The sequence below is a fragment of the Arthrobacter sp. zg-Y750 genome (genome assembly GCF_020907365.1).
Taxonomy (GTDB): domain Bacteria; phylum Actinomycetota; class Actinomycetes; order Actinomycetales; family Micrococcaceae; genus Arthrobacter_B.
In genome coordinates this window covers 208,210-228,793 of sequence record NZ_JAJJOC010000007.1, presented here as the reverse complement: position 1 = coordinate 228,793, position 20,584 = coordinate 208,210, and the positions used below count along the sequence as shown (strand labels likewise).

Here is a 20,584-nt window from a genome sequence, read left to right as displayed (position 1 = left end):
TCACCGTACACAGCAGCACCAACCGGTTCAAGCGGAAGGTAAGGTTGCTTATATTGGCATCTGCGGGTTCCGCAGGTTCTGGTCCGGCACGGCGGCCCGGGTTAGGGTGGGAAGCGATCCACCCGCCGGCGCACCGGAACCGGAACCGGCAACCGGCATCCCGGCAGGTGCAGAAGTACTCATTTTTCGTCACCATCGGAGGAAAACATGAAGGCATCAGAAGAGCTGGCCACAAACCTGCAGGCGGTCCTGGTCGATATGATCGAACTGCATCTGCAGGGCAAGCAGGCCCACTGGAACGTGGTGGGCAAGAACTTCCGCGACCTGCACCTGCAGCTGGACGAAATCATCGAAGACGCACGTACCTTTACCGACGAGCTGGCGGAGCGGATGCGCGCACTTTGGGCCGTTCCGGACGGCCGCAGCGCAGCCGTCGCTTCGGGCACCACCCTGCCGCCGTTCCCCGCCGGCCTCGTGGACACCCGCGACACCGTGACGCACGTGGTGGCGATGCTGAACGCCGTCGTCAAGACCATGCGCGACGTCCACGACCAGGTGGATGAAGAGGATCCGACCACCGCCGACATCCTGCACGGCTTCATTGCCAAGCTGGAGCAGTACGCCTGGATGGTGGATGCCGAAAACATCTCCGCCACGGCACAGGTGGTAACGCCCGAGGACAGCAACCTCGAGGCCACCCGCTAAGCACTGGTTCGCTGAGGACCCGCGCCGCCGTTCCCACGGAGGTGCGGGTCTTTTGCATTCCCGGCCGGTCAGCCTGAGACGGCCAGGCGCACTTCCTCCAGCAGTCCGGCCATATGCGCCAGCGCAGCGGCGTCGTCGCCGCCGGCAACCGCTGCGGCCACCAGGGCATGTCCGCTCAACGCTTCCTCGGTGGGGTGCGGCGGCATCATTTTGTGGATGGTGCGGCCGGTCAGGACCGCGGCAACCACTTCCTGCAGCGAAGCGAACATATCGTTGCCGCTGGCGCGCAGCAACAGTGTATGGAATTCAATATCAGCCTGCAGGAAACCTTCCAGTTCCCCGGCTTCGCCCAGCCGGCGCAGCTCTGCCGCGAGTTCCACCAAGCGCGCCCGGTCGACGTCGGAGGCCCGGCGGGCGGCGCCCGCGGCAGCCACTGGTTCCACACCCACCCGCAGTTCAGTCAGGGTCCGGAACTGCTCCGTCCTCCCCGGACCCTGCAGCCGCCACTTAATGACGCGCGGATCAAACACGTTCCACAACCCGGGTTCCAGAACCACAATGCCCACGCGGCGCTTGGAGTACACCAGGTTCATCGATTCGAGGATCCGCATGCAGTCCCGAACCACGGTCCGGGAAACACCGAATTCCTGCTGGAGTCCTTCCAGGGTCAGCCGGTCCCCCGGCATCAGCACGCCGGACACTATGTCCTGCCCCAGCACCTCTATGATTCTGCCGTTCAGGACCACCGCTGCTTGGGGAGCGGGTGCGGCGCGTTCACTCATGTCTGCATCATTCCTGTTATATTCCGTACACGGCATCAATTGGCATTGCGGGCTGCACACAACCCCAAAAGACGGATCGATGCCGCAGACCTCGCTTCACCCTAGTTGTCCAGTGCTCCTCCCCATAGCGTCGCGGCGTTTGGTGATACCTTTGTGACGAATTGCTTTCAGCATTCACAAAACCCTCGACAACGGCGTCCTCCAAGGAGTTGGAAATGGCCTCCACCGCTCAGCACCTCGTGATTATGGGTGTTTCCGGCTCCGGTAAAACCACCATCGCCAATCTGCTCTCCAAGCGGCTCGGCTGGATCGCCGCCGAGGCCGATGAATTCCATCCCCCGGCCAACATTGCCAAGATGTCCGCTGGAACCCCGCTGGACGATGAGGACCGCTGGCCGTGGCTGTATTCGATCAGGGACTGGATGGGCACCCAGGCCGGCAACGGCCGGTGCACCATCGTGACCTGCTCGGCCCTCAAACGGACCTACCGCGACGTGCTCGCCCAGGCGCCCGGCACCGTCCATTTCGTCCATCTGGACGGCAGCAGTGAAGTGCTGGAAGAACGCATGAAAACCCGCAGCGGCCACTTCATGCCGCCCTCTCTGCTGCCGTCCCAGCTGAGCACCCTGGAGCCGCTGGCACCGGACGAAGACGGCCTCCGCCTGGACATCACTTCGTCTCCGGCGGAAATAGTGGACACGGTACTGCGGCACCTGGGGTACGCCGTCGCCTGAGGCGCCATCGTCACGGCGGCGTCGCCGTGAACCGCTGCCGCCCGAAACCGTGGAAAAATAGAAAGCTTTCTATTTTTCCGCCCTTTATCACCGGCGCCTGCTCCGCCCTTTCGAAGGATTTCTTACACCATGATGGGTGGCCACCATGCCGCTAGCGGCGCCGCGGCCTGGGTTGCCGTTGCTTCCACTGCCCCGCACGCCCTTGGCTGGTACCCGGTCACACCGCTGGGCGTGGTGACGGGTGCCCTGTTGACGGCCGGTGCGGCACTGCTGCCGGACCTTGACCACCACAGCGGCACGATAGCCCATTCACTGCCGCCGATTACCAAGATCCTGGCCCGCCTCACCGAAACCATCAGCGGGGGGCACCGGCGCGGGACGCACTCGCTCCTGGGGCTTGCCGTGTTTGTTGCCCTTGCTACTGCGTTGGGCAAGGTGACGGCGGACGTACCCGTCTTCGGTTCGGTGGCGCTGGGTGCGGGCATCCTGTCCGTCCTGCTGATGGGTTTCGCTTTCAAGGCCCTGAAGATCGCCGGCGGACCGGCCCGCAGTTGGTTCCTCGCCTTGGCGTTTTCCGTTTTCATTGCCGTGTACGCACCGGAGAACAATGACTGGCTGCCAGTTGCCGTGGGCCTGGGTGTGGCCGTGCATATCCTGGGTGATCTGCTGACCCACCAGGGCGTGATGGTCCTGTGGCCGCTGCGCATCAAACGTCCGCGTTCCCTGGCCCGCTTCCCGGTGGTCAACAAGCTCTGGCGCAGCAGCGGCAGTTTCTCCCTCCCCCTGATCGGAGCGGCCGGTTCCTGGCGGGAATGGGCCATCATGGTTCCGGTCACTGTCTATGCGATCTTCGGGGTCACCATGGCGGCTCTGAGCGCAGTCACCGGCTGGTCACCGTACACCTAGCCGTCCCGGCTGCAGCCTTCCCTGTGTGCAGGGCTAGGGTTGAAGTGTGGAACTGGCTCTCTTCGCAGTAGTAGGCGTTTCGGTGATTGTGACCGTAGCGGCTTTCTCCAAACGTCTCGGCATCGCGGCTCCCATCATCTTGGTGGTTGTGGGATTTGCCCTGTCCTATACCCCCGGCGTGCCGGCGTTCTCCGTTCCGCATGAGTGGATCCTGATGGGTGTGCTGCCGCCGTTGCTCTACGCGGCGGCTGTCAACGTGCCCGTGGTCGATTTCAGGCGGAACATCGGCGCGATTTCCTCCCTCTCGGTGTTCCTGGTGCTCGTGTCCGCCTTCGCCACCGGGACGGTGCTTTATGTGCTGCTCCCGGACCTGAATTTCGCAGCCGCCGTGGCCCTGGGCGCCGTCGTCAGCCCGCCCGACGCCGTCGCCGCCACTGCGATCGGCAAGCGGCTGGGACTGCCGCCGCGGCTGGTGACCGTCCTGGAGGGCGAAGGGCTGGTCAATGACGCCACGGCGCTGGTGCTGCTGCGCTCCGCCGTGGCTGCCTCGGCCGGTGGGCTGTCGAGTATCTGGGCAGGCATCGGAGACTTCGGATTTGCCGTCATCACGGCCATTGCCGTGGGACTGCTGGTAGGCGCCGCCACAGTCTTTCTCCGTTCCAAGCTGCACGACCCGGTGCTGGACACCGCTATTTCCTTTGTGGTGCCGTTTGTGGCGTTCATTCCCGCCGAAGAAGTGGGCGCCTCGGGTGTGCTGGCCGTGGTGGTTGCCGGGCTATACACGGGACACCGCAGCGCTTCAGCGTTCACGGCGCAGGTGCGGATCAATGACAGCATCAACTGGCGCACCATCTCGTTCCTGCTCGAAAACGGCGTATTCCTGCTGATGGGCCTTGAATTGCGCCATTTGGTGGAAAACGTGGACACGGCACTGCTTTCGGTCTGGGACGCCGTGCTGATCGGACTGATCACCACCGGCCTGCTGGTCCTGGTCCGTTTCGCCTGGGTCACTCCGCTGATCTACGTGCTGCGGGCCAAAGTACGGTACCAGGACCTGCGGACCCAGCGGTTCCGGCTGGGCTTGGACCGCATCAAGGCCGGTGGCTTCACCAATGAGCGCAAACGCAGGCGCCATCGCCGCGCTGAGCTGCTGTATCGACGGCGGCGGGCCGACGTCGAACAGTTGCGCCGCGAGGGTCTGGGCTGGCGCGGCGGCGTAGTGATTTCCTGGTCCGGCATGCGCGGAGTGGTGACGCTGGCCGCCGCCCAGTCCCTGCCGGAACAGACCCCGTACCGCGAACAGCTGGTGCTGATTGCCTTTACCGTGGCTGTGGCCACCCTGCTGCTGCAGGGTGGAACCCTGCCGTGGGTGATCCGGGTCCTGGGTGTCCAGGGACGCGACGTCGCGGCAGACCAGCGGGAACTGGCCAAACTCCTGGATGAACTCAGCGGCGCCGGACTGACGATTCTGGAAGAACCGGCGGAATGCCTGGGTGCGCGGGAGGAAGTTGATCCGGATGTGGTGGAACGGGTCCGGCAGAGCACCTTCCTGCGCAGCGAACTGGCTTGGGAACGGGTACGCGCCTTGGGCATGAGCGAGGAGGCGACGCCGCAGCTGCAGTACCGCCGGCTTCGCCGCGCCGTCGTGGAAGCCGAACGTGACCAGCTGCTGGTGGCCCGGCGCGAAGGGCGTTACGCATCCCGGACGCTGGCGGAGGCGCAGCGCCTGCTGGATCTGGAGGAATCACGGCTGCGCCCGCGGCTGGGCGAACGCTAGGACTTCCGGGGATGGTCAGAGCAGCAACATGGCCAGTTCAGTCTTGGTGCAGCTGGATGTAGTTGCCGCAGCCGTCGTCGAAAACAGCCTGCGTGCCCATTGCATCCAGGGTCGGTTCGCCGATGAACTCCACCCCCAGGCCGCTGAGCCGGTCGTACTCCGCCTGCACATCCCGGACACCAAGCACCAGGACCGGGAGCTGCTGTGCGTACAACCCGGCCCGGTAGGCTTCCGCCACAGGATCTTCGCTGGGTTCAAGCAGGAGCCCTGGCCCTCCCGGTTCCTCCGGGGAGCACACAATGAACAGGTTGTACTCCGGCATGGCCATCAGGGGTTCCATGCCGAGGGTCCCCGTGTAGAACCCGTAGGCCCGCTGCGGGTCCAGCACGTGGATACTGCTCATCTTGATTCGCATCCGCGAAGAGTACCGCCAAATCCGTCCGGAGCGGTACGCGGTACAAGTCAGCGGCTGCGACGCGGTTTGCCGCTCTTGCCTGCACCCTTGGCCGCACCCTTGCCTGTGGCTTTTCCCTTGCCGCCGGCGCCCTTGCCTGCCGTGCGGCCGCCGGACTTGGCCGCCGGCTTGCCCTCGCTGCGGGACTGGCGTGCCTTCGTCCGCTGCCGCGCCGTCGTTTTCTGCTCTTCGAGGACAGAAGGCTGGCGGGAACTGTTGGCAGTGCGCCCCCGCACCACGCCCACAAACTCTTCGACGTCATCGCCGTCCCGTTCCTGCAGCCACGCGATACCGATCCTCGTGGGCGGCACCCCGTTCACGGGGCGGGCCGTGACATCCTTGCGCGAATACAGCCGCGCCACGGACATGGGCAGGATAACGACGCCGCTGCCCGCCGCCACTACTTCCAGGGCGACGGCGGCTCCGCCCATTTCTTCCACGTCCAGGAGGGTTTCGCCGTCCAGATCCGCCAGTTCAACCTCGTCAAAGGCCGTAAGGGGGTGGTCCTTCGCCGCTGCGGCAACCGGCTGCTCCTCATAGAGGGGAATGAGGTTCAGCCCCTCCGGACGCGTGAAGCCGGAAGCGGGAAGGCGTACAAAAGCGAGATCGGCGCGGCCGGAGGACAGTTCCTCCACAGCGGCAGCTTCCTCACACTGGAACGTCCTCAGTTCCTGGTCCTTGCGTTCCTGCCAGCGGGTGATCCATTTGCCCGGGGTCACGCCCGGAACATAGGCCACGGTCAGCGGCCGCGGAGTCGCCCCGTTCTGAAGAGCTGAAGTGTCTGTGGGCATCAGAACACCTTAGCCCACCGGCCCGGGCGGCGGCGTGCGGATACCCTTGGAATATGACCACCGAGAAATCCTCCCAAACCATGAAGCCTGCCACGGCAGCCAAGAAACTGGGCATCTACCTGCCCGCCGCGCCGCAGGACTTCCAGGACGGGCCCATTTCACGCGCCCAGTTTGACGAACTCCAGTCCAACCCGCCGGAGTGGCTCAGCGAACTGCGCCGCAACGGGCCGCACCCGCGGCCGGTGGTGGCCCAGAAGCTCAACATCTCCATTGGCGGCCTGACCCGGTCCGGCATTACGGAGCCGCTCACCACAGAGGAAATCAAGGCACTGCTCGCCCAGCCCCCGGCCTGGCTCGTGGAAGAGCGGGCCAGTTTTGCCGCCGTCCGCGCCGAAACCCAGCGGGTCAAGGACGCAGAGGCGAAGAAGGCCGAACGCTCCTAAATACCGCTCTGCTTCCAAAGGAGGGGACCGCCTGCTGCCAGGCGGTCCCCTCCTTTGTGCTCTGCCTGCGGATGCACCGTTTCTATACGTGCACCCTGCTGGATCAACGCACCCGGGCATAAAAAATGACCCCGGCTGGTGAGCCGGGGTCATTCCTAACTGTGCGCGAGGGGGGATTTGAACCCCCACGCCCTTTCGGACACTGGCACCTGAAGCCAGCGCGTCTGCCGTTCCGCCACTCGCGCAAAATGGTTTCCCTCGGAAGCTATGTGCGAATGATCTCAAATCTTCCTGAGACCATCTGCGTTGCGTTTCCTCGGGAACAGCAGAATCAAGCATACCGGCATTTTGGCGAAACACCTAAACGCCCCTTCGACACCCCTGAAATCCGCGTCATTGCAGGGATGTAGGTGCGGGATGGACCGCAGCCGGCGCCCAGGTGCGCGGCCCGGACACTTCCAATAAATGCACCGCAAAGATCCCGCGGGGGCTTGACGGACACGGAGTACCGGGAGGCGCGGTAAGACATTTATCAGCGCTCCCCAGTAGTATCGAAGTGGACGTATGTACCTGTGACCTGCCGGAACCAGTCCCAACGCAGTCCCGGCGGTTCATTCCGCCCGGCGCCCCGGCGCCGGGAGACGGGTGGCAGGCGTGGCTATTCACCGGACAGGACGCGGAAGGAGACGGACATGGGCTTACTCGACAATGTCGAACGCGGCATCGAAAAGATGGTCCGCGGCGCTTTCACGTCCGGCTCCTCAGGCCGGGTAGAACCGCTGGAACTGGCCATTGCGCTGCGCCGGGAGCTTGATGAGCGCTCCATGGTCCTCGGGCAGGGACGCACCTTGGCTCCCAACGTTTTCACGGTGCGGCTGTCCAGCTCGGACTTCACACAGGCCCAGCAGTGGGGTGCCCCGCTGGCGGAAGAACTGTGCGACGTCGTCATTAAGCACGCGCGCAGCCAGTCCTACAGCCTGCAGGGTCCCGTCCGGGTGTCCTTCACCCGTGACGCCTCATTGAAGTCCGGGGTACTGGAAGTGGATTCCGCCACCGAGAAATCCCCCTCAGCCACGCCCAGGGTTCCGCAGCCGCCGGCACCCCGGCAAGGCCCTTCGGCCCGGGTGCAGCCAGTCCTGGACATTGACGGACAGCGTTATTCCTTGAATGCGCCGTCGGTGGTCCTGGGACGCTCTTCCGAGGCCGACATTCTTGTGGATGACACCGGTGTTTCCCGGCGGCATCTGGAAATACGCACCGAGAACGGTGCAAGCCGCGCCATTGACCTGGGCTCCACCAACGGCAGCTTCGTCAACGGCCAGAAAGTTCAGGGTGAAGCAGTGCTTACCGACGGATCCACCATTGCCATGGGACGTACCCGGATAGTCTTCCGGCTGCTGCCTGTCCGGGCCGGAGGACGTTAGTGCTGGGCGAACTGACCGAAACCCTTTTGCGGTACGGCTTCCTACTGGTCCTGTGGATCATGGTGATCTCCGTAGTGGGCGCCATCCGCCGCGACCTTGCCGTGGGCAGCCGTAACCGGACCGGAACCCCCACCGCCCGGCAGATGCGCCGGAACCCCGAGTTGGAGAAGCGCGCCCCGGCCCCGGCCAAGGTCACGCCGCGGGAACTCGTTGTCACGGAAGGTCCGCTGCGCGGCACCACCCTGGACCTCGCCGCCAGTCCCATCCTGCTCGGCCGCGCACAGGAAGCGACCCTCGTCCTTGAGGACGATTACGCTTCCGGCCGCCACGCACGCCTGTTTCCGCAGGGCAGCCGCTGGTTCATCGAGGACCTGGGTTCCACCAACGGCACCTATCTGGGCGGCAGCCAGCTCACCCGGGCGCTGCCCGTGGAACCCGGCGTACCTGTCCGAATCGGCAAAACGGTCATTGAGCTGAGGCCCTGACCGTGGCTTTGGTCCTTCGATATGCAGCACGTTCCGACGTGGGCATGGTTCGTTTCAAGAACGACGACTCCGCCTATGTGGGGCGGTACCTTGCAGTGGTCGCTGACGGAATGGGCGGCCACGCCGGCGGCAACGTCGCGTCTGCCTCCACCGTGCTGGATTTGGTGCATCTGGACAGCCGGGTCCAGGAGGACGAGCCGCTGACCGTCCTTGCGGACGAAATCCAGGCCGCAAACTCCCTCCTTTCCGAACTGGTGACCACAAGCCCGCAGCTCTCCGGCATGGGCACCACCGTCACGGCACTGCTGCTCCATGACCGGCGGCTGGCCCTGGCCCACATCGGCGATTCCCGCGCCTACCGGCTCAAGAACGGCGAGTTCAGCCAAGTCAGCATCGACCACACATTCGTCCAGCGTCTCATCGACGAGGGCCGGTTGCGGCCCGAAGAAGCTGAAGTCCATCCGCATAAGAACGTCCTGATGCGCGTACTGGGCGACGTCGACGCGAGCCCTGAACTGGACCTGGCCACTTTCGATGTGGAACCGGGCGAACGCTGGCTGCTGTGCTCGGACGGTCTCACCGCCGTGCTCCGCGACTCCGATATCGAGGGCGTCCTGCGGGGCACCTCCAACCTGCAGCAGTGCGTCGACACGCTGGTGGAACTGACCCTCGCCGGCGGCTCCCCGGACAACGTCACTGTTGCAGTGATCGAGATCGACGATGATCCCGACGCCGGGTCCGCTCCGTCCACTGCGGCGATGACAGAGCTTCCTGCCGGGCAGGGCCGTCCCCGTCAGGCAACCGTCTCAGCAGCCCCTGCCGTGAGTACCCCGGCACCGGCCGTGACCGAAGGCAAGGAAGAGGCCGATTCTTCCGGCGAAGATCAAGAAGACGACGAAAGTCTTCAGGAACGCGCGGAGCTGATCCGGCAGGACCTCTCCTCGCGCCCCCATGTCCTGGTAGGTGCAGCATCGCTCGCCACCGAAACCGGCCAGATTCCCATTGTCACTAAGCGCTCGGCCGAGCGCCGCGCCGCCCGCATGCTGACGCACAAGGCCGACGACGCACAGTCCCCGGGACCCGCTCCGGAGGACACCAAGCGGCCCGGTTGGCGCCGCTGGCTGCTCCCGGCTTTCCTGACCGTACTGGCCCTGTTGCTCGCGGCTGTGATGTGGCTCGGGTACACCTGGACCCAAACCCGTTACTACGTGGGCTCCTATGACAACCGGGTGGCCGTCTTCAACGGTGTTTCCCAGACGATCGGCCCCATCCATCTTTCCCACGTCACGGATATCTCTGACATTCCCGTGGACAGCCTTTCCGAGTACCACCGCAACCGGGTGGAAGACACTCTTCCCGCGCGGGACCTTGAGCATGCCGACCAGATCGTAGAGGATCTGCGGGACACTGCCAAGGCTGTCATGTGTCCTCCTGTGGATCCGGCTCCGGGACCCACCTCCACGCCGTCCCCCACTTCCACACCGGCTCCCACTTCCACGGCGCAGCCCGACGCTGCGGCCAACAGTGCCTGCGGAGGTAAGCAGTAATGTCTGATCTCCTGACCGTTGCCAAACCCCGCCGCAACATCGAAGCCCTGCTCCTGCTGGTCGCCCTGCTCGTCGGGGTGGGTGCCAACATGATCGTCGGCCTGGATGAGGACCGCGGGTTCGACTCCGACTTCTGGGTGCAGGGCGGCACGCTGATGGCCCTGGTGGTTGTTTTCCACCTGGTCCTGCGCTTCCGGGCGAAATATGCCGACCCGGTAATACTTCCCATTGTCACCGCCCTCAACGGCATCGGTTTGGCAATGATCCACCGCTTGGACATCACCAACGGCGACACCGCAGCGGACCGGCAGCTGCTGTGGAGCACCGTGGCCGTTGCCGCGGGCATCGCCGTGATGTTCGTGATCAAGGATCATCGGATCCTGCGGCGCTACACCTATATTTCGCTGATCGTCAGTGCCATCCTCCTCCTGCTGCCGCTGACGCCGCTCGGAACCACCATTAACGGTGCACGGATCTGGATCAATGTTGGTGTGGGTACCTTCCAGCCCGGCGAAATCGCCAAGATCACCCTGGCTATATTCTTCGCCGGGTATCTATCCACCAACCGGGATCTGATCCTCCTGGCCGGCCGCAAGGTCGGTCCCCTGCAGTTCCCGCGCATGCAGGACATGGGTCCCATGATCGTGGCGTGGCTGGTCAGCATCGGAGTGCTGGTCTTCCAGCGGGACCTCGGCTCATCCATTCTCTTCTTCGGACTCTTCATGGCGATGATCTACGTCGCCACCAGCCGGGTGAGCTGGGTGGTCATCGGACTGGGCCTGCTCGCCGTAGGCGGGTTTGCTGCCCTGCAGCTGTTCGGCCATGTTCAGCAGCGTATCCACGGCTGGCTCAACGCCTTTGACCCCGAGGTCTACAACGCGGTGGGTGGAAGCTACCAAGTGGTTCAGGGTCTCTTCGGACTGGCGAGCGGCGGACTGATCGGCACCGGTTTGGGCCAGGGCCGCCCGGATCTGGTGACCTTCGCCAACAGCGACATGATCATTGCCGCCCTGGGCGAAGAACTGGGCCTGATCGGCATCTTCGCGATTGTCCTCATGTATGTACTTCTCGTATCCCGGGGCTTCCGTGCCGCTCTGGGGACCAAAGACGGGTTCGGAAAACTGCTGGCGTGCGGGCTCTCGTTCACCATTGCGCTGCAGTGCTTTGTGGTCATTGGCGGTGTTACCCGGTTGATCCCGCTGACCGGCCTAACCACGCCGTTCATGTCCGCCGGCGGTTCGTCGCTGCTGGCGAACTGGATCATTGTGGCGTTGCTGCTGCTGATCTCGGATGCCTCTCGGCGCCCCGTGACCTCCGGTCCGGTGTCCACCGACATGGTTCCGGCCATGAGTGAATCCCCGATCGGCGCCTCCGCACGCGCCCGGCGCACCCCTAAGGAAGGAGTCGAATGAACCAGGCCATCCGGAACAGCTGGGTAGTAGCCCTGGCAATGTTCGCGCTCATTCTCGGCTCGCTGACCTACGTGCAGTTCTTCGCGGCTGAGGACTTGAACAAAAATACTGACAACCGGCGTTCCATTTACCGGGATTTCGGCGAGAACCGCGGCTCCATCCTGGTGGACGGCAAGGCCGTTGCCGAGTCGGTTCCTTCCAATGATGAGTTTAACTACCAGCGGGTCTACAACAACCCTGAGTTGTATTCGCAGCTAACCGGCTTCTTCAACCTCAACGGCACCTCCCAGCTGGAAACGGCGATGAATGAAGAACTTTCCGGCAACAGCCCGCAGCAGTTCTACGACAAGCTGGTCCAGGTCTTTTCCGGGGCCCAGAGTCAGGGCGCTTCAGTGGAGCTGACCATTGATCCGGAACTGCAGCAGCTGGCCTATGACCTCATTCCGGACGGTCAGAAGGGCTCCATCGTGATGATGGACCCGAAGACGGGCGACATCCTCGCCATGGTCTCCAAGCCAACCTATGACACGAATGCACTGGCTGTGCACGACACCGGCCTGATCGAATCGACCATGGCTGAACTCACCTCCATCCCCGGACTGTCTCCGTACATCAATCCGGCCACCGAATCGCTGCTGGCTCCCGGCTCGGTGTTCAAGCTGGTAGACACGGCCGCAGCCCTGGAATCGGGAAAGTACGACGCCGACAGCGTGATTCCGAATCCGCAGGAATTCCTGCTCCCGGGAACCAATACCTACCTGCCGAACTTTGTCACGGGTGCGTGTTCTTCCCGCTCCGAGGCCGACTTCGCATTTGCCCTGGCGCAGTCCTGCAACACGGTCTTTGCCCAGGTGGCCCTTGAACTCGGGCAGGACAACTTGGCGGCACAGGCAGAGAAGTTCGGCTTTGACACTCCGCTGACCATTCCCACACCCGTGGTTCCCAGCCACTTCCCGGATAACGAGGACCAGGCCCAGCTGGCACTATCCTCCATCGGTCAGGGAAGCGTCACGGCCACGCCGCTGCAGGTCGCCATGATCTCCGCTGCCATCGCCAACAACGGCGAGCAAATGACCCCCAATTTGGTCCGCAGCGTCCGTGCCCCGGACCTGTCCGTGATTGACGAGCCGAAGCCCACCAAGCTCAACACCTCCATCAGTCCTGACACTGCTCGGCAACTCACCGAATGGATGGTGGGTGTTGTGGATAACGGCAGCGCCAGTGCCGCCCGTATTCCCGGCGTAAAGGTGGCCGGGAAGACCGGCACTGCCGAGGTGGAGGGCCGGGGCGACAACGCCTGGTTCACTGGCTTCGCACCTGCCGACGATCCCCAAGTTGTCATTTCCGTCGTCATGGAAGACGTGGACTTGACCACCGGTGCCCAATTGACCACTCCAAGCGCGCAGAAACTCCTAGAGGCGGTGTTGAATAAGTGAGGCCTACATCGGGTATCACCTTAGGCGGCAGGTTCCAGCTGACCGACCGTATTGCCATCGGCGGTATGGGCGAGGTCTGGAAGGCACGGGACCTTGTCCTGGGCCGCATTGTTGCCATTAAGATCCTCAAGGAGGAGTACACCGGCGACCCCGGATTCCTCAACCGCTTCCGTGCGGAGGCCCGGCATACGGCGCTGCTGAACCACCCCGGCATTGCCAATGTCTTTGACTACGGCGAGGAAGAGGGCTCCGCTTACCTCGTGATGGAGCTTGTCCCCGGACAGCCGCTTTCCACCATCATCGAACGCGACAAGGTCCTGTCGCCGGACCGGACCCTGTCCATCATCGGCCAGACCGCTACCGCCTTGGCCGTTGCCCACCATCAGGGACTGGTCCACCGCGACGTCAAGCCGGGCAACCTGCTCATCATGCCCGACGGCAAGGTCAAGATCACCGACTTCGGGATTGCCCGCATCGCCGACCAGGTGCCCCTGACGGCCACCGGCCAGGTGATGGGCACCGCCCAGTACCTCGCCCCGGAGCAGGCGACAGGACAGCAGGCCACCGGTTCCAGTGACATCTACGCCCTCGGCGTGATCGGCTATGAACTGCTGGCCGGACGCCGGCCGTTCTCCGGCGAGTCCCAGATCGCCATCGCCCTGGCCCAGGTCAACGACACCCCGCCGCCGCTGCCCGAGTCCATTCCCGAGCCGGTCCGCGCCCTGATCATGTCCATGCTCGCGAAGGACCCGGCGGACCGCCCGGCCGACGCCGAGGCCCTCGCCCTGGCCGTTGCGGCCATCCGACGCGGCGACATCAAGGCAGCTGAGACCGCTGTTCCCGGAATGCTGCTGTTCGCATCCGGTGCCGTGACGGCCCCGGTTCCCACTGCAGGCACCGCTGCCACGCGCGTGGTGGACACGGCACCGTCCACGTCGGCACTGCCCACCGTTGCCGGCGCCACGGTAGCGGGCGATGCCTCCACGGGCCAGCTCGCCGCGTCCCGTGAATGGACCGATGACGACGACGAGGTCGACTACGACGGCGCCGACGACAACGGTGACGTCGAGGAAGAAAAGCGCGGGCGCAGCCCGTGGACCATCCCGCTGATTGCCCTGCTGGTACTCATCCTGGCCGGTGTGGTGGCCTTCTTCGTCCTGACCGGTTCAGACGACAATGCAGACCCGGATCCGGCTGCCAGTTCCTCCGCGGCCAGTCCGTCCAAGAGCGCATTACCCTCCAAGTCGCCGTCCAAATCGCCGTCCGCCACGCCGTCGGAATCCCCCAGCGATGAGGAAATCTTCGTTGACTCCACCGCCTACGCGGGCCGGCCCGTCAATGATGTCTACGCGGAACTGCTGGATCTCGGACTGCAGGTCAACCGGCTCCCGGTTTCCGACGCCGATGTTCCCGAGGGAATGGTCATTGAGGTCAATCCCTCCGGCAGCCTCGTTCCGGGGTCTGCGGTGACCGTCGTCTACTCCTCCGGACCGGAACTTGTTTCGGTACCTTCCCTGACGGGGCTTGACGAAGCGACTGCACGCCAGCGGATTGCCGACGCCGGTTTGGTGGCAAGCAACGGCGGCAGCGAGACTTCAAACGCCAGGGCCGGCACGGTCATTGCGGTGAATCCGAGCGAAGGCACTGCCGTGCCCAAGGGCTCCTCGGTGACCTACACCGTCGCTAAGGCGGCGCCTGCCCCCGCCCCGGCACAGCCATCTCCCCCCGCGCCGTCGCCCTCCACCAACGGCGGCGCCAGCATCGGCGACACCGCCCAGTCCGATCCCGGCACCACGACCGGCAACCAGTAACCATGAGCGCAGATTTCCTTCGAGGGCAACCCACCCTCAACACCGACAACGTCCTGAACGGACGTTACGAGGTCGGTGAACTGATCGGACGCGGCGGCATGGCCGACGTCTACCTTGGCCGGGATATCCGCCTGGGCCGGACGGTCGCCATCAAGGTGCTGCGTCCTGACCTGGCACGGGATCCACTGTTCCAATCCCGTTTCCGGCGCGAAGCGCAGGCAGTCGCGGGGCTGAACCATCCCTCGGTTGTATCCGTTTACGACACCGGGGACCAGGAGTCAGCGTCTACCCGCGACGATGTCCGGCTGCCCTATATCGTGATGGAATACGTGCCGGGCCGGACCCTGCGGGACCTCCTGAAGGCGGACGAGCTCACCATCGACAAATCGGTGGAGTATGTCCTGGGCGTCCTGGCCGCTTTGGATTACAGCCACCGTTCCGGGATTGTCCACCGCGACATCAAGCCAGCCAATGTGATGGTTACGGTCGACGGCGGCGTGAAGGTCATGGACTTCGGCATCGCCCGTGCCATGGCGGATTCAGCTGCCACCATGACGCAGACCCAGGCAGTGATCGGCACCGCCCAGTACCTTTCTCCGGAACAGGCACGCGGTGAAACAGTGGACGCACGCAGCGATCTCTACTCCGCCGCCTGCCTGCTTTTCGAATTGCTCACCGGCAGGCCGCCGTTCACCGGTGACAGCCCGGTGTCAGTTGCCTACCAGCACGTCCGCGAGCTGCCCGTGGCGCCCAGCAGCCTCAACCCCGAGGTTTCAACGGCCCTGGACGACGTATTGGAACGCGGTTTGGCCAAGGACCGGAACCACCGTTACCAAACGGCGCGCGAGTTCCGTGAAGCTCTGCTGGCAGTGCGCGACGGCGGACCCGCCACGGCTGCCACACAGGCGATTGCGGTGCCCCCGCATGCCGTACATCCGGCTGATCCGCAGGATGAGGAACCGCGTACCCGCGCCATGGCCAAGGTTCTGGCGGGCGGCTCGCTTACTGCCGAGGAAGACGCGGATCGTCCGGTCCTGAACATCGGTTCCACGGGGGAGCGCGAGCCGCAGCAAAAGGCACGGCGGCGTGCCTGGACCACCGTTTTCGTCATTCTCCTTGTCCTGGTCCTGGGCGCGGCCGGGGTTGTGGGCTGGAACGTGCTTAACGCCAAGCCCGCGGCTCCCACCACGGCCTCGGTCCCCCTTGTGGAAGCGATGTCGCAATCCGATGCCTTCAACGCGATAGTGGACGCCGGTTTCCGTGCGCCGTCCATCAGCGAGGAGTACAGCGATACCGTGCAGGACGGGCTGGCAATACGAACCTCCCCCGCCGCCGGTGCAATGGCCCATCTGCAAGAGGACATCACGCTCTATATCTCCAAGGGACCCTCCACGGCAGAGATCCCGGGCGACCTGATCGGAATGACCGAGTCCGGTGCCCGTGATGCGCTGCGCGAGCTGGACCTCAAGGGCGGGGCCACCAAAACCGACAACAGTTCCACCATGTCCGAGGGGCGTGTGCTGGGGACGGAACCCGCTGTCGGGGAGCGAGTGCCCGCTGGTACCGAGGTGAACATCATTGTGTCCACCGGCAAAGTGGTGGTCCCGGATCTGGCCGGCCTCACAGGTGAGCAGGCTGAAGCCACGCTGTTGGATCCCACGCTGCTGCTTACGCCGAAGCTGGTGGAGGTGGAGTCCACCGAAGCTGCCCCGGGTATTGTGCTCTCACAGAGCGTTATGCCGGGAACCGAGGTCGCGCCGGGGACAAGCATTGTGGTGAACGTAGCGAAGGCCCCGGCTGAGCCCAGCCCGTCCCCCTCGCCGTCGTCCCCCAGCCCGTCTCCGAGCGCCGCCCAGCGCTAGGCGGCGTTCGGTTCCTGCGCCGGTCGGCCGGTGCGGGAGATCAGCGGGCTGAGGGTCGATGCATGGGCGGCGGCGCCGGCCAGGCCGCAGGACTCCAACCAGTTTCCCAGCATCTGGTAGCCGCCCTCCGTGAGGACGGACTCGGGATGGAACTGAACCCCGGACAAAGGCGCCTCGGTGTGGCGCAGGCCCATGATGATGCCGCTGGCGGTGCGGGCGGTTACCTGCAGCGAAGCCGGCACACTGTCCGCTACGGCCGCCAGGGAATGGTAGCGGGTGGCGGTCAGCGGGCTGTTCAGCCCGGTGAACACATCCTCACCTCCATGTTCCACCAACGAGGTCTTGCCGTGCATGAGTTCCGGAGCGTGCGTTACCGTTCCCCCGAAAGCCTCGGCCAGGGCCTGATGCCCCAGGCAGATGCCGAGCATGGGGGTGCCGGTGGTCCCGCACCAGCGGATCAGGTCAATGGACACACCGGCTTCGGCCGGGGTCCCCGGACCGGGGGACACCAGCACGCCGTTGTGCCCTGCCGCCAGTTCCAGTGCCTGTGCCGCGTCCAAGTCATCGTTGCGGACCACCGTGGTTTCCGCTCCAAGTTCCCGCAGATAACCCACCAGCGTGTATACAAAGCTGTCATAGTTGTCGATCACCAGAATGCGCGTGGTCATAGTGCTAGGAACCGCCAATCGTTGACTCCGTGAAGGATGGAAGAAGGCTGGTCTCTGCAAGCCACGGGAAAACAAACTCCATGAGCACCAGCACAGCTGCGGCAATAAGCACCGCGGAAAGGAAAATCCGGACCCACAGCGGGCCGGGCAGGCGTCGGAAGAGCCATGCATACATTTTAGCGACCTCCTTGCACATTAGCGGCGACGGCGTCTGCTATCTCTGCAGGCGGCCCGGCAGACTGAGGCTGCCACGAGTCCATCAGTGCGTAGGCAATGATCCGTTCCTGTGAGCCAAAGCGGGGATTGCAGCTGGTCAGCGTGAGGAACCGTTCCGTGGGGACCGCCTCCGGTTTTGTAGGCACCGGTGCCAAAACATCAACCTGGTCCGGCAGGACAAACTGCGTGTTGCGGTACACGTAGCTGTAGTACCCGTCCTTTGTCTGCACATAGATCCGGTCTCCGGGTACCAATGTGTGGATGGCGTCCAGGGCCTTGCCGTGGCTCTGCCGGTGTCCGGCCACCGCAAAATTGCCAACCCCGCCGGGCATTGCCGTGGCGGAGTAGTGGCCCAGTCCCAGCGTGTCCAGGACCCGGGTACCCACACCCGAGCTGACCGGCACCGCATAGTCCTCCCCGAAGCGCGGAACGTAAACGACCGCGAAAGTGGTTCCCTCATCAGCCGGCGGTTCCATCACTACCGGTTCGCCGTAGCCGGCCGGCGCGGGGGCCGGCGCGTCCTCAGGAGGCAGGTCAAAATCCTTGTACAGGTCCTGCACGGCCTCCTGCTGGGACCTGTTTGCTTCCAGATCCGTCCACCACAGCTGCCAGGCCACAAACAGGCCCAGGATAACCCCCAGGGTCACCAGGATTTCCCCTAGGACGTGGACCACCATGCGTACCGGGCCGCCCGCGGGGGACGGGCGGGAGCGTGGGCGGTGCTCCTCGCGGACTGCTGGGGACTGGTCCATACGCTCCTCGGCGGGATGGTCTTCGAAGCTTAGTGTGCCCAAGGATACTCTGCCCCGGGAATTCGCTAGGATAATCAGGAACGGGAAGCCGTGCCATGCAGCGCCTGCAGCCATGCAGTGTTGTCCCCGCCCCTGAGACCGCCACCAACAAACCGCCGGCATCCGCAGAGCCGGTTCTGCCAGGAGGATCCGTGCCTGAGTCCAAGTCCCGCAAGAAGCCGCCGCGCCCCGCTGCCGAGCCCCGTGTTAATTCCGCAGCCAAGCCGAACCCCGTTTGGTACAAGCCGGTGATGTTCGGCCTGATGATCATCGGGTTGCTGTGGATCATCACCTACTACATCACCCAGGGAGGCTTCCCCGTCCCGTCTCTGGGTGCCGCCAACATCCTGGTGGGCTTTGCTATTGCCATTGTGGGGTTTCTGATGACTACGCGCTGGCGCTGACTCCGTTCAGCCTCGCAACCTTAGGGGCCTTCCCGCTGCCACCCGCAGCCGGAGGGCCCTTTCTGTTGGCCTGAAGTCGTTATCCCCGGTTTTCCTGTTGTTCACAGGTTGTGCACGGAGTTATCCACAGGTGTGGGTAACTCTGTGGGTTACTTCCGCAACTTCCGCGCAAACAAAGGGATCCGGGTTATCCACAGCTGTGGAATTACATGTGTGTAAGTCCGTTCAGGCTATGGATAACCCTGTGGATCGCTGGTCCGGAGGAGAAACTACACGCTTGTTAGTTATTAACACTGTGGGTATCTCTGTGGATAACTTTGCCTTAACGCACAGTGGCCGCCGTCACAAGGACAGCGGGCACGCACGGGCAGGCAAGCGCTACACGGGAGACGGCCAAAGGATGGTTGCCACCACCAGGAGCAGGGCTATGGCCGCCAGCCCCAGCAACTGGACAACCGTCCGGTTCTTACCCCGGGGCGCATAGGCAATGATGGCCGCGCAGGCGGCCCCGGTCACCAGTCCACCCACGTGGGCCTGCCAGGCGATATTCGGGAAGACAAAGCCCATCACCAGGTTGAGCAGGAGCAGGATCACCAGGGAACGCAGTTCACCCCTCCGCTGGCGGATCACCACGAACAGTGCACCGAAGAGCCCGAAGATCGCTCCCGAGGCTCCCACGACAGGTGTTCCGGGGTCGGCAAGGTACATAACGCCCACCGAGCCGCCTACGGCCGAGATCAGATAGAGCAGGGCGAAGCGCGCCCGGCCGAACATCGGCTCCAGCGTCCGGCCCAGGAACCACAGCGCATAGAGGTTGAAAGCAATGTGGACGAAGCCGCCTGCTGAATGCAGGAAGGCAGACGTCAGCATCCTCCACGGCTCATAGTCCGTGTAGACCGGCCGGTACCAGAAGTCGGAGGTAAAGCCGGGGACCGCCAGCTGCAGGAGGAAGGCAGCGGCGCAAATCGCCATGATGGTGATGGTTACTACCGGTTTGCCCGTCCCGGCAGCCGGGGCCGTGCGTCCGCCGTACACGGTGCGGTAGGCCGGCTGCTTCCGGTTCTGTTCGGCAAAGCAATCCACGCACTGCACGCCTACGGCGGCGTTGTGCTGGCATTCAGGGCAGGCCGGGCGTCCGCAACGCTGGCAGCGGATATAGCTGACCCGGTCCGGATGGCGCGGACACACTGGAACCTGCGACGCCGGCGCTCCGGCCGGCACTCCATATGACATTGCTCGAAACTCCCGGATTGACGAAAGGCCCCGGCCGGATAGTCCGGCCGGGGCACCCTTCGAACAGGTTAGAGCTGCTCGACGGTAATGCTGTGGATAACCACGTCTTCGGTCGGCTTGTCGCGTCCGTCGGTGGAGACCGCATTGAGCTGGTCGACCAATGCGCGGGACTCGTCGTCGGCAACCTCACCGAAGATGGTGTGCTTTCCCTGCAGCCACGTGGTGGGCACCGAGGTGATGAAGAACTGCGAACCGTTGGTGCCGCGTCCCATCTGGATGCCGGCGTTGGCCATGGCCAGCTTGTACGGGGTGGCGAAATCAAGGTCGGGGTTGATTTCGTCGTCGAACTGGTAGCCGGGTCCGCCGGTGCCGCGGCCCAGGGGATCGCCGCCCTGGATCATGAAATCCTTGATGATGCGGTGGAAGATCGTACCGTCGTAGAGCGGGCGGCTCGTCTTTTCGCCCGTTGCCGGGTCGGTCCACTCGATCTCACCGGTGGCCAGGCCAACGAAGTTCTTGACCGTCTTGGGGGCATGGTTGCCGAACAGGTCGATACGGATATCGCCCATGGACGTGTGGATGGTCGCTTTTGCTGTAGGAATAGCAGTCATAACAACATTCTTCCACGGCGCTTGCGCACAGGGGCGGAAACCGGCAGGTTCAGCGCACAGTGAAAACCGCGGCCTGCCGCGGCCTCCGATAG

The 20,584-nt window shown here is 64.2% G+C and carries 21 protein-coding genes and 1 tRNA gene; 13 read left to right on the top strand and 9 right to left on the bottom strand.

The features are described from left to right. Nucleotides 1–207: 207 nt before the first annotated feature. A complete protein-coding gene (locus LOC57_RS05360) occupies nt 208–705 on the top strand; it encodes a Dps family protein (RefSeq protein WP_227912375.1) in 498 nt (165 codons plus the stop codon). A 68-nt stretch (nt 706–773) separates the two neighbouring features. On the opposite strand, the gene LOC57_RS05355 is transcribed toward LOC57_RS05360, so the two are convergent. Beyond that, a complete protein-coding gene (locus LOC57_RS05355) occupies nt 774–1,487 on the bottom strand; it encodes a FadR/GntR family transcriptional regulator (RefSeq protein ID WP_227912374.1) in 714 nt (237 codons plus the stop codon). A 215-nt stretch (nt 1,488–1,702) separates the two neighbouring features. Here LOC57_RS05355 and LOC57_RS05350 point away from each other — a divergent pair, with 215 nt between their 5' ends. From LOC57_RS05350 to LOC57_RS05340, 3 genes are all read left to right on the top strand, one after another. Beyond that, nucleotides 1,703–2,221, top strand: coding sequence for a gluconokinase (locus tag LOC57_RS05350; RefSeq protein WP_227912373.1), 519 nt, complete (start codon nt 1,703–1,705; stop codon nt 2,219–2,221). A 129-nt stretch (nt 2,222–2,350) separates the two neighbouring features. Further along, entirely contained in the window at nt 2,351–3,127 is a 777-nt protein-coding gene (locus tag LOC57_RS05345; protein ID WP_227912372.1) for a metal-dependent hydrolase, read from the top strand. Nucleotides 3,128–3,173: 46 nt separating this feature from the next. After that, the gene (locus LOC57_RS05340) at nt 3,174–4,904 is read left to right on the top strand and encodes a cation:proton antiporter (RefSeq protein ID WP_227912371.1); all 1,731 of its coding nucleotides are present in this window, start codon (nt 3,174–3,176) and stop codon (nt 4,902–4,904) included. 37 nt (nt 4,905–4,941) lie between these two features. Here LOC57_RS05340 and LOC57_RS05335 read toward each other — a convergent pair whose 3' ends face one another. Beyond that, nucleotides 4,942–5,319, bottom strand: a complete 378-nt coding sequence (locus LOC57_RS05335) for a VOC family protein (protein ID WP_229958558.1) — start codon at nt 5,317–5,319, stop codon at nt 4,942–4,944. A gap of 47 nt (nt 5,320–5,366) precedes the next feature. Continuing rightward, complete coding sequence (locus LOC57_RS05330; RefSeq protein ID WP_227912369.1) at nt 5,367–6,149, bottom strand: LysR family transcriptional regulator substrate-binding protein; 783 nt, start codon at nt 6,147–6,149, stop codon at nt 5,367–5,369. Nucleotides 6,150–6,229: 80 nt separating this feature from the next. Between LOC57_RS05330 and LOC57_RS05325 the strand changes: the two genes are divergently transcribed. Beyond that, the gene (locus LOC57_RS05325; RefSeq protein WP_227912426.1) at nt 6,230–6,592 is read left to right on the top strand and encodes a DUF5997 family protein; all 363 of its coding nucleotides are present in this window, start codon (nt 6,230–6,232) and stop codon (nt 6,590–6,592) included. A gap of 162 nt (nt 6,593–6,754) precedes the next feature. On the opposite strand, the gene LOC57_RS05320 is transcribed toward LOC57_RS05325, so the two are convergent. Then, nucleotides 6,755–6,837 (bottom strand) — tRNA-Leu (locus tag LOC57_RS05320). 447 nt (nt 6,838–7,284) lie between these two features. Between LOC57_RS05320 and LOC57_RS05315 the strand changes: the two genes are divergently transcribed. The 7 genes from LOC57_RS05315 to pknB are packed head-to-tail and all read left to right on the top strand — an operon-like array spanning nt 7,285 to nt 16,569. Then, on the top strand, nt 7,285–8,016 hold the full coding sequence (locus LOC57_RS05315) for an FhaA domain-containing protein (protein WP_227912368.1): 732 nt from the start codon (nt 7,285–7,287) through the stop codon (nt 8,014–8,016). A gap of 2 nt (nt 8,017–8,018) precedes the next feature. Beyond that, entirely contained in the window at nt 8,019–8,501 is a 483-nt protein-coding gene (locus LOC57_RS05310; protein ID WP_227912425.1) for an FHA domain-containing protein FhaB/FipA, read from the top strand. A gap of 44 nt (nt 8,502–8,545) precedes the next feature. Continuing rightward, the gene (locus LOC57_RS05305; RefSeq protein ID WP_229958590.1) at nt 8,546–10,048 is read left to right on the top strand and encodes a protein phosphatase 2C domain-containing protein; all 1,503 of its coding nucleotides are present in this window, start codon (nt 8,546–8,548) and stop codon (nt 10,046–10,048) included. After that, nucleotides 10,048–11,460, top strand: a complete 1,413-nt coding sequence (locus LOC57_RS05300) for an FtsW/RodA/SpoVE family cell cycle protein (RefSeq protein ID WP_229958556.1) — start codon at nt 10,048–10,050, stop codon at nt 11,458–11,460. Before LOC57_RS05305 ends, LOC57_RS05300 begins: the two co-directional genes overlap by 1 nt. After that, nucleotides 11,457–12,896, top strand: a complete 1,440-nt coding sequence (locus tag LOC57_RS05295; RefSeq protein ID WP_227912366.1) for a peptidoglycan D,D-transpeptidase FtsI family protein — start codon at nt 11,457–11,459, stop codon at nt 12,894–12,896. Before LOC57_RS05300 ends, LOC57_RS05295 begins: the two co-directional genes overlap by 4 nt. Further along, nucleotides 12,893–14,707, top strand: coding sequence for a protein kinase domain-containing protein (locus LOC57_RS05290; RefSeq protein ID WP_229958553.1), 1,815 nt, complete (start codon nt 12,893–12,895; stop codon nt 14,705–14,707). Before LOC57_RS05295 ends, LOC57_RS05290 begins: the two co-directional genes overlap by 4 nt. Nucleotides 14,708–14,709: 2 nt before the next feature. Further along, the gene (pknB, locus tag LOC57_RS05285) at nt 14,710–16,569 is read left to right on the top strand and encodes a Stk1 family PASTA domain-containing Ser/Thr kinase (protein WP_229958551.1); all 1,860 of its coding nucleotides are present in this window, start codon (nt 14,710–14,712) and stop codon (nt 16,567–16,569) included. Here pknB and LOC57_RS05280 read toward each other — a convergent pair. Genes LOC57_RS05280 through LOC57_RS05270 form a run of 3 tightly spaced genes read right to left on the bottom strand, consistent with a single transcriptional unit; the run spans nt 16,566 to nt 18,205 of the window. After that, on the bottom strand, nt 16,566–17,237 hold the full coding sequence (locus tag LOC57_RS05280; RefSeq protein ID WP_227925929.1) for an aminodeoxychorismate/anthranilate synthase component II: 672 nt from the start codon (nt 17,235–17,237) through the stop codon (nt 16,566–16,568). The two genes, pknB and LOC57_RS05280, sit on opposite strands and share 4 nt — an antisense overlap. A 4-nt stretch (nt 17,238–17,241) precedes the next feature. Further along, the gene (locus LOC57_RS05275) at nt 17,242–17,412 is read right to left on the bottom strand and encodes a hypothetical protein (protein ID WP_227912362.1); all 171 of its coding nucleotides are present in this window, start codon (nt 17,410–17,412) and stop codon (nt 17,242–17,244) included. A 1-nt stretch (nt 17,413) separates the two neighbouring features. Next, nucleotides 17,414–18,205, bottom strand: coding sequence for a class E sortase (locus tag LOC57_RS05270; RefSeq protein WP_227912361.1), 792 nt, complete (start codon nt 18,203–18,205; stop codon nt 17,414–17,416). A gap of 191 nt (nt 18,206–18,396) precedes the next feature. On the opposite strand from LOC57_RS05270, the gene LOC57_RS05265 reads away from it, so the two are divergent. Beyond that, complete coding sequence (locus tag LOC57_RS05265) at nt 18,397–18,648, top strand: cell division protein CrgA (RefSeq protein WP_227912360.1); 252 nt, start codon at nt 18,397–18,399, stop codon at nt 18,646–18,648. Between the two features lie 378 nt (nt 18,649–19,026). On the opposite strand, the gene LOC57_RS05260 is transcribed toward LOC57_RS05265, so the two are convergent. Together LOC57_RS05260 and LOC57_RS05255 are read right to left on the bottom strand one after the other, a co-directional pair. After that, the gene (locus LOC57_RS05260; RefSeq protein WP_331460635.1) at nt 19,027–19,731 is read right to left on the bottom strand and encodes a rhomboid family intramembrane serine protease; all 705 of its coding nucleotides are present in this window, start codon (nt 19,729–19,731) and stop codon (nt 19,027–19,029) included. A 218-nt stretch (nt 19,732–19,949) separates the two neighbouring features. Beyond that, the gene (locus LOC57_RS05255) at nt 19,950–20,492 is read right to left on the bottom strand and encodes a peptidylprolyl isomerase (protein ID WP_229958550.1); all 543 of its coding nucleotides are present in this window, start codon (nt 20,490–20,492) and stop codon (nt 19,950–19,952) included. Nucleotides 20,493–20,584 lie beyond the last annotated feature (92 nt).

Excerpts from the sequence above, each read along its gene's own strand:
- LOC57_RS05360 (WP_227912375.1), top strand. The coding sequence starts at position 208 with ATGAAGGCATCAGAAGAGCTGGCCACAAACCTGCAGGCGGTCCTGGTC.
- LOC57_RS05355 (WP_227912374.1), bottom strand. The coding sequence starts at position 1,487 with ATGAGTGAACGCGCCGCACCCGCTCCCCAAGCAGCGGTGGTCCTGAAC.
- LOC57_RS05350 (WP_227912373.1), top strand. The coding sequence starts at position 1,703 with ATGGCCTCCACCGCTCAGCACCTCGTGATTATGGGTGTTTCCGGCTCC.
- LOC57_RS05345 (WP_227912372.1), top strand. The coding sequence starts at position 2,351 with ATGATGGGTGGCCACCATGCCGCTAGCGGCGCCGCGGCCTGGGTTGCC.
- LOC57_RS05335 (WP_229958558.1), bottom strand. The coding sequence starts at position 5,319 with ATGCGAATCAAGATGAGCAGTATCCACGTGCTGGACCCGCAGCGGGCC.
- LOC57_RS05330 (WP_227912369.1), bottom strand. The coding sequence starts at position 6,149 with ATGCCCACAGACACTTCAGCTCTTCAGAACGGGGCGACTCCGCGGCCG.
- LOC57_RS05325 (WP_227912426.1), top strand. The coding sequence starts at position 6,230 with ATGAAGCCTGCCACGGCAGCCAAGAAACTGGGCATCTACCTGCCCGCC.
- LOC57_RS05315 (WP_227912368.1), top strand. The coding sequence starts at position 7,285 with ATGGGCTTACTCGACAATGTCGAACGCGGCATCGAAAAGATGGTCCGC.
- LOC57_RS05305 (WP_229958590.1), top strand. The coding sequence starts at position 8,546 with ATGGTTCGTTTCAAGAACGACGACTCCGCCTATGTGGGGCGGTACCTT.
- LOC57_RS05300 (WP_229958556.1), top strand. The coding sequence starts at position 10,048 with ATGTCTGATCTCCTGACCGTTGCCAAACCCCGCCGCAACATCGAAGCC.
- LOC57_RS05295 (WP_227912366.1), top strand. The coding sequence starts at position 11,457 with ATGAACCAGGCCATCCGGAACAGCTGGGTAGTAGCCCTGGCAATGTTC.
- pknB (WP_229958551.1), top strand. The coding sequence starts at position 14,710 with ATGAGCGCAGATTTCCTTCGAGGGCAACCCACCCTCAACACCGACAAC.
- LOC57_RS05280 (WP_227925929.1), bottom strand. The coding sequence starts at position 17,237 with ATGACCACGCGCATTCTGGTGATCGACAACTATGACAGCTTTGTATAC.
- LOC57_RS05275 (WP_227912362.1), bottom strand. The coding sequence starts at position 17,412 with ATGTATGCATGGCTCTTCCGACGCCTGCCCGGCCCGCTGTGGGTCCGG.
- LOC57_RS05270 (WP_227912361.1), bottom strand. The coding sequence starts at position 18,205 with ATGGACCAGTCCCCAGCAGTCCGCGAGGAGCACCGCCCACGCTCCCGC.
- LOC57_RS05255 (WP_229958550.1), bottom strand. The coding sequence starts at position 20,492 with ATGACTGCTATTCCTACAGCAAAAGCGACCATCCACACGTCCATGGGC.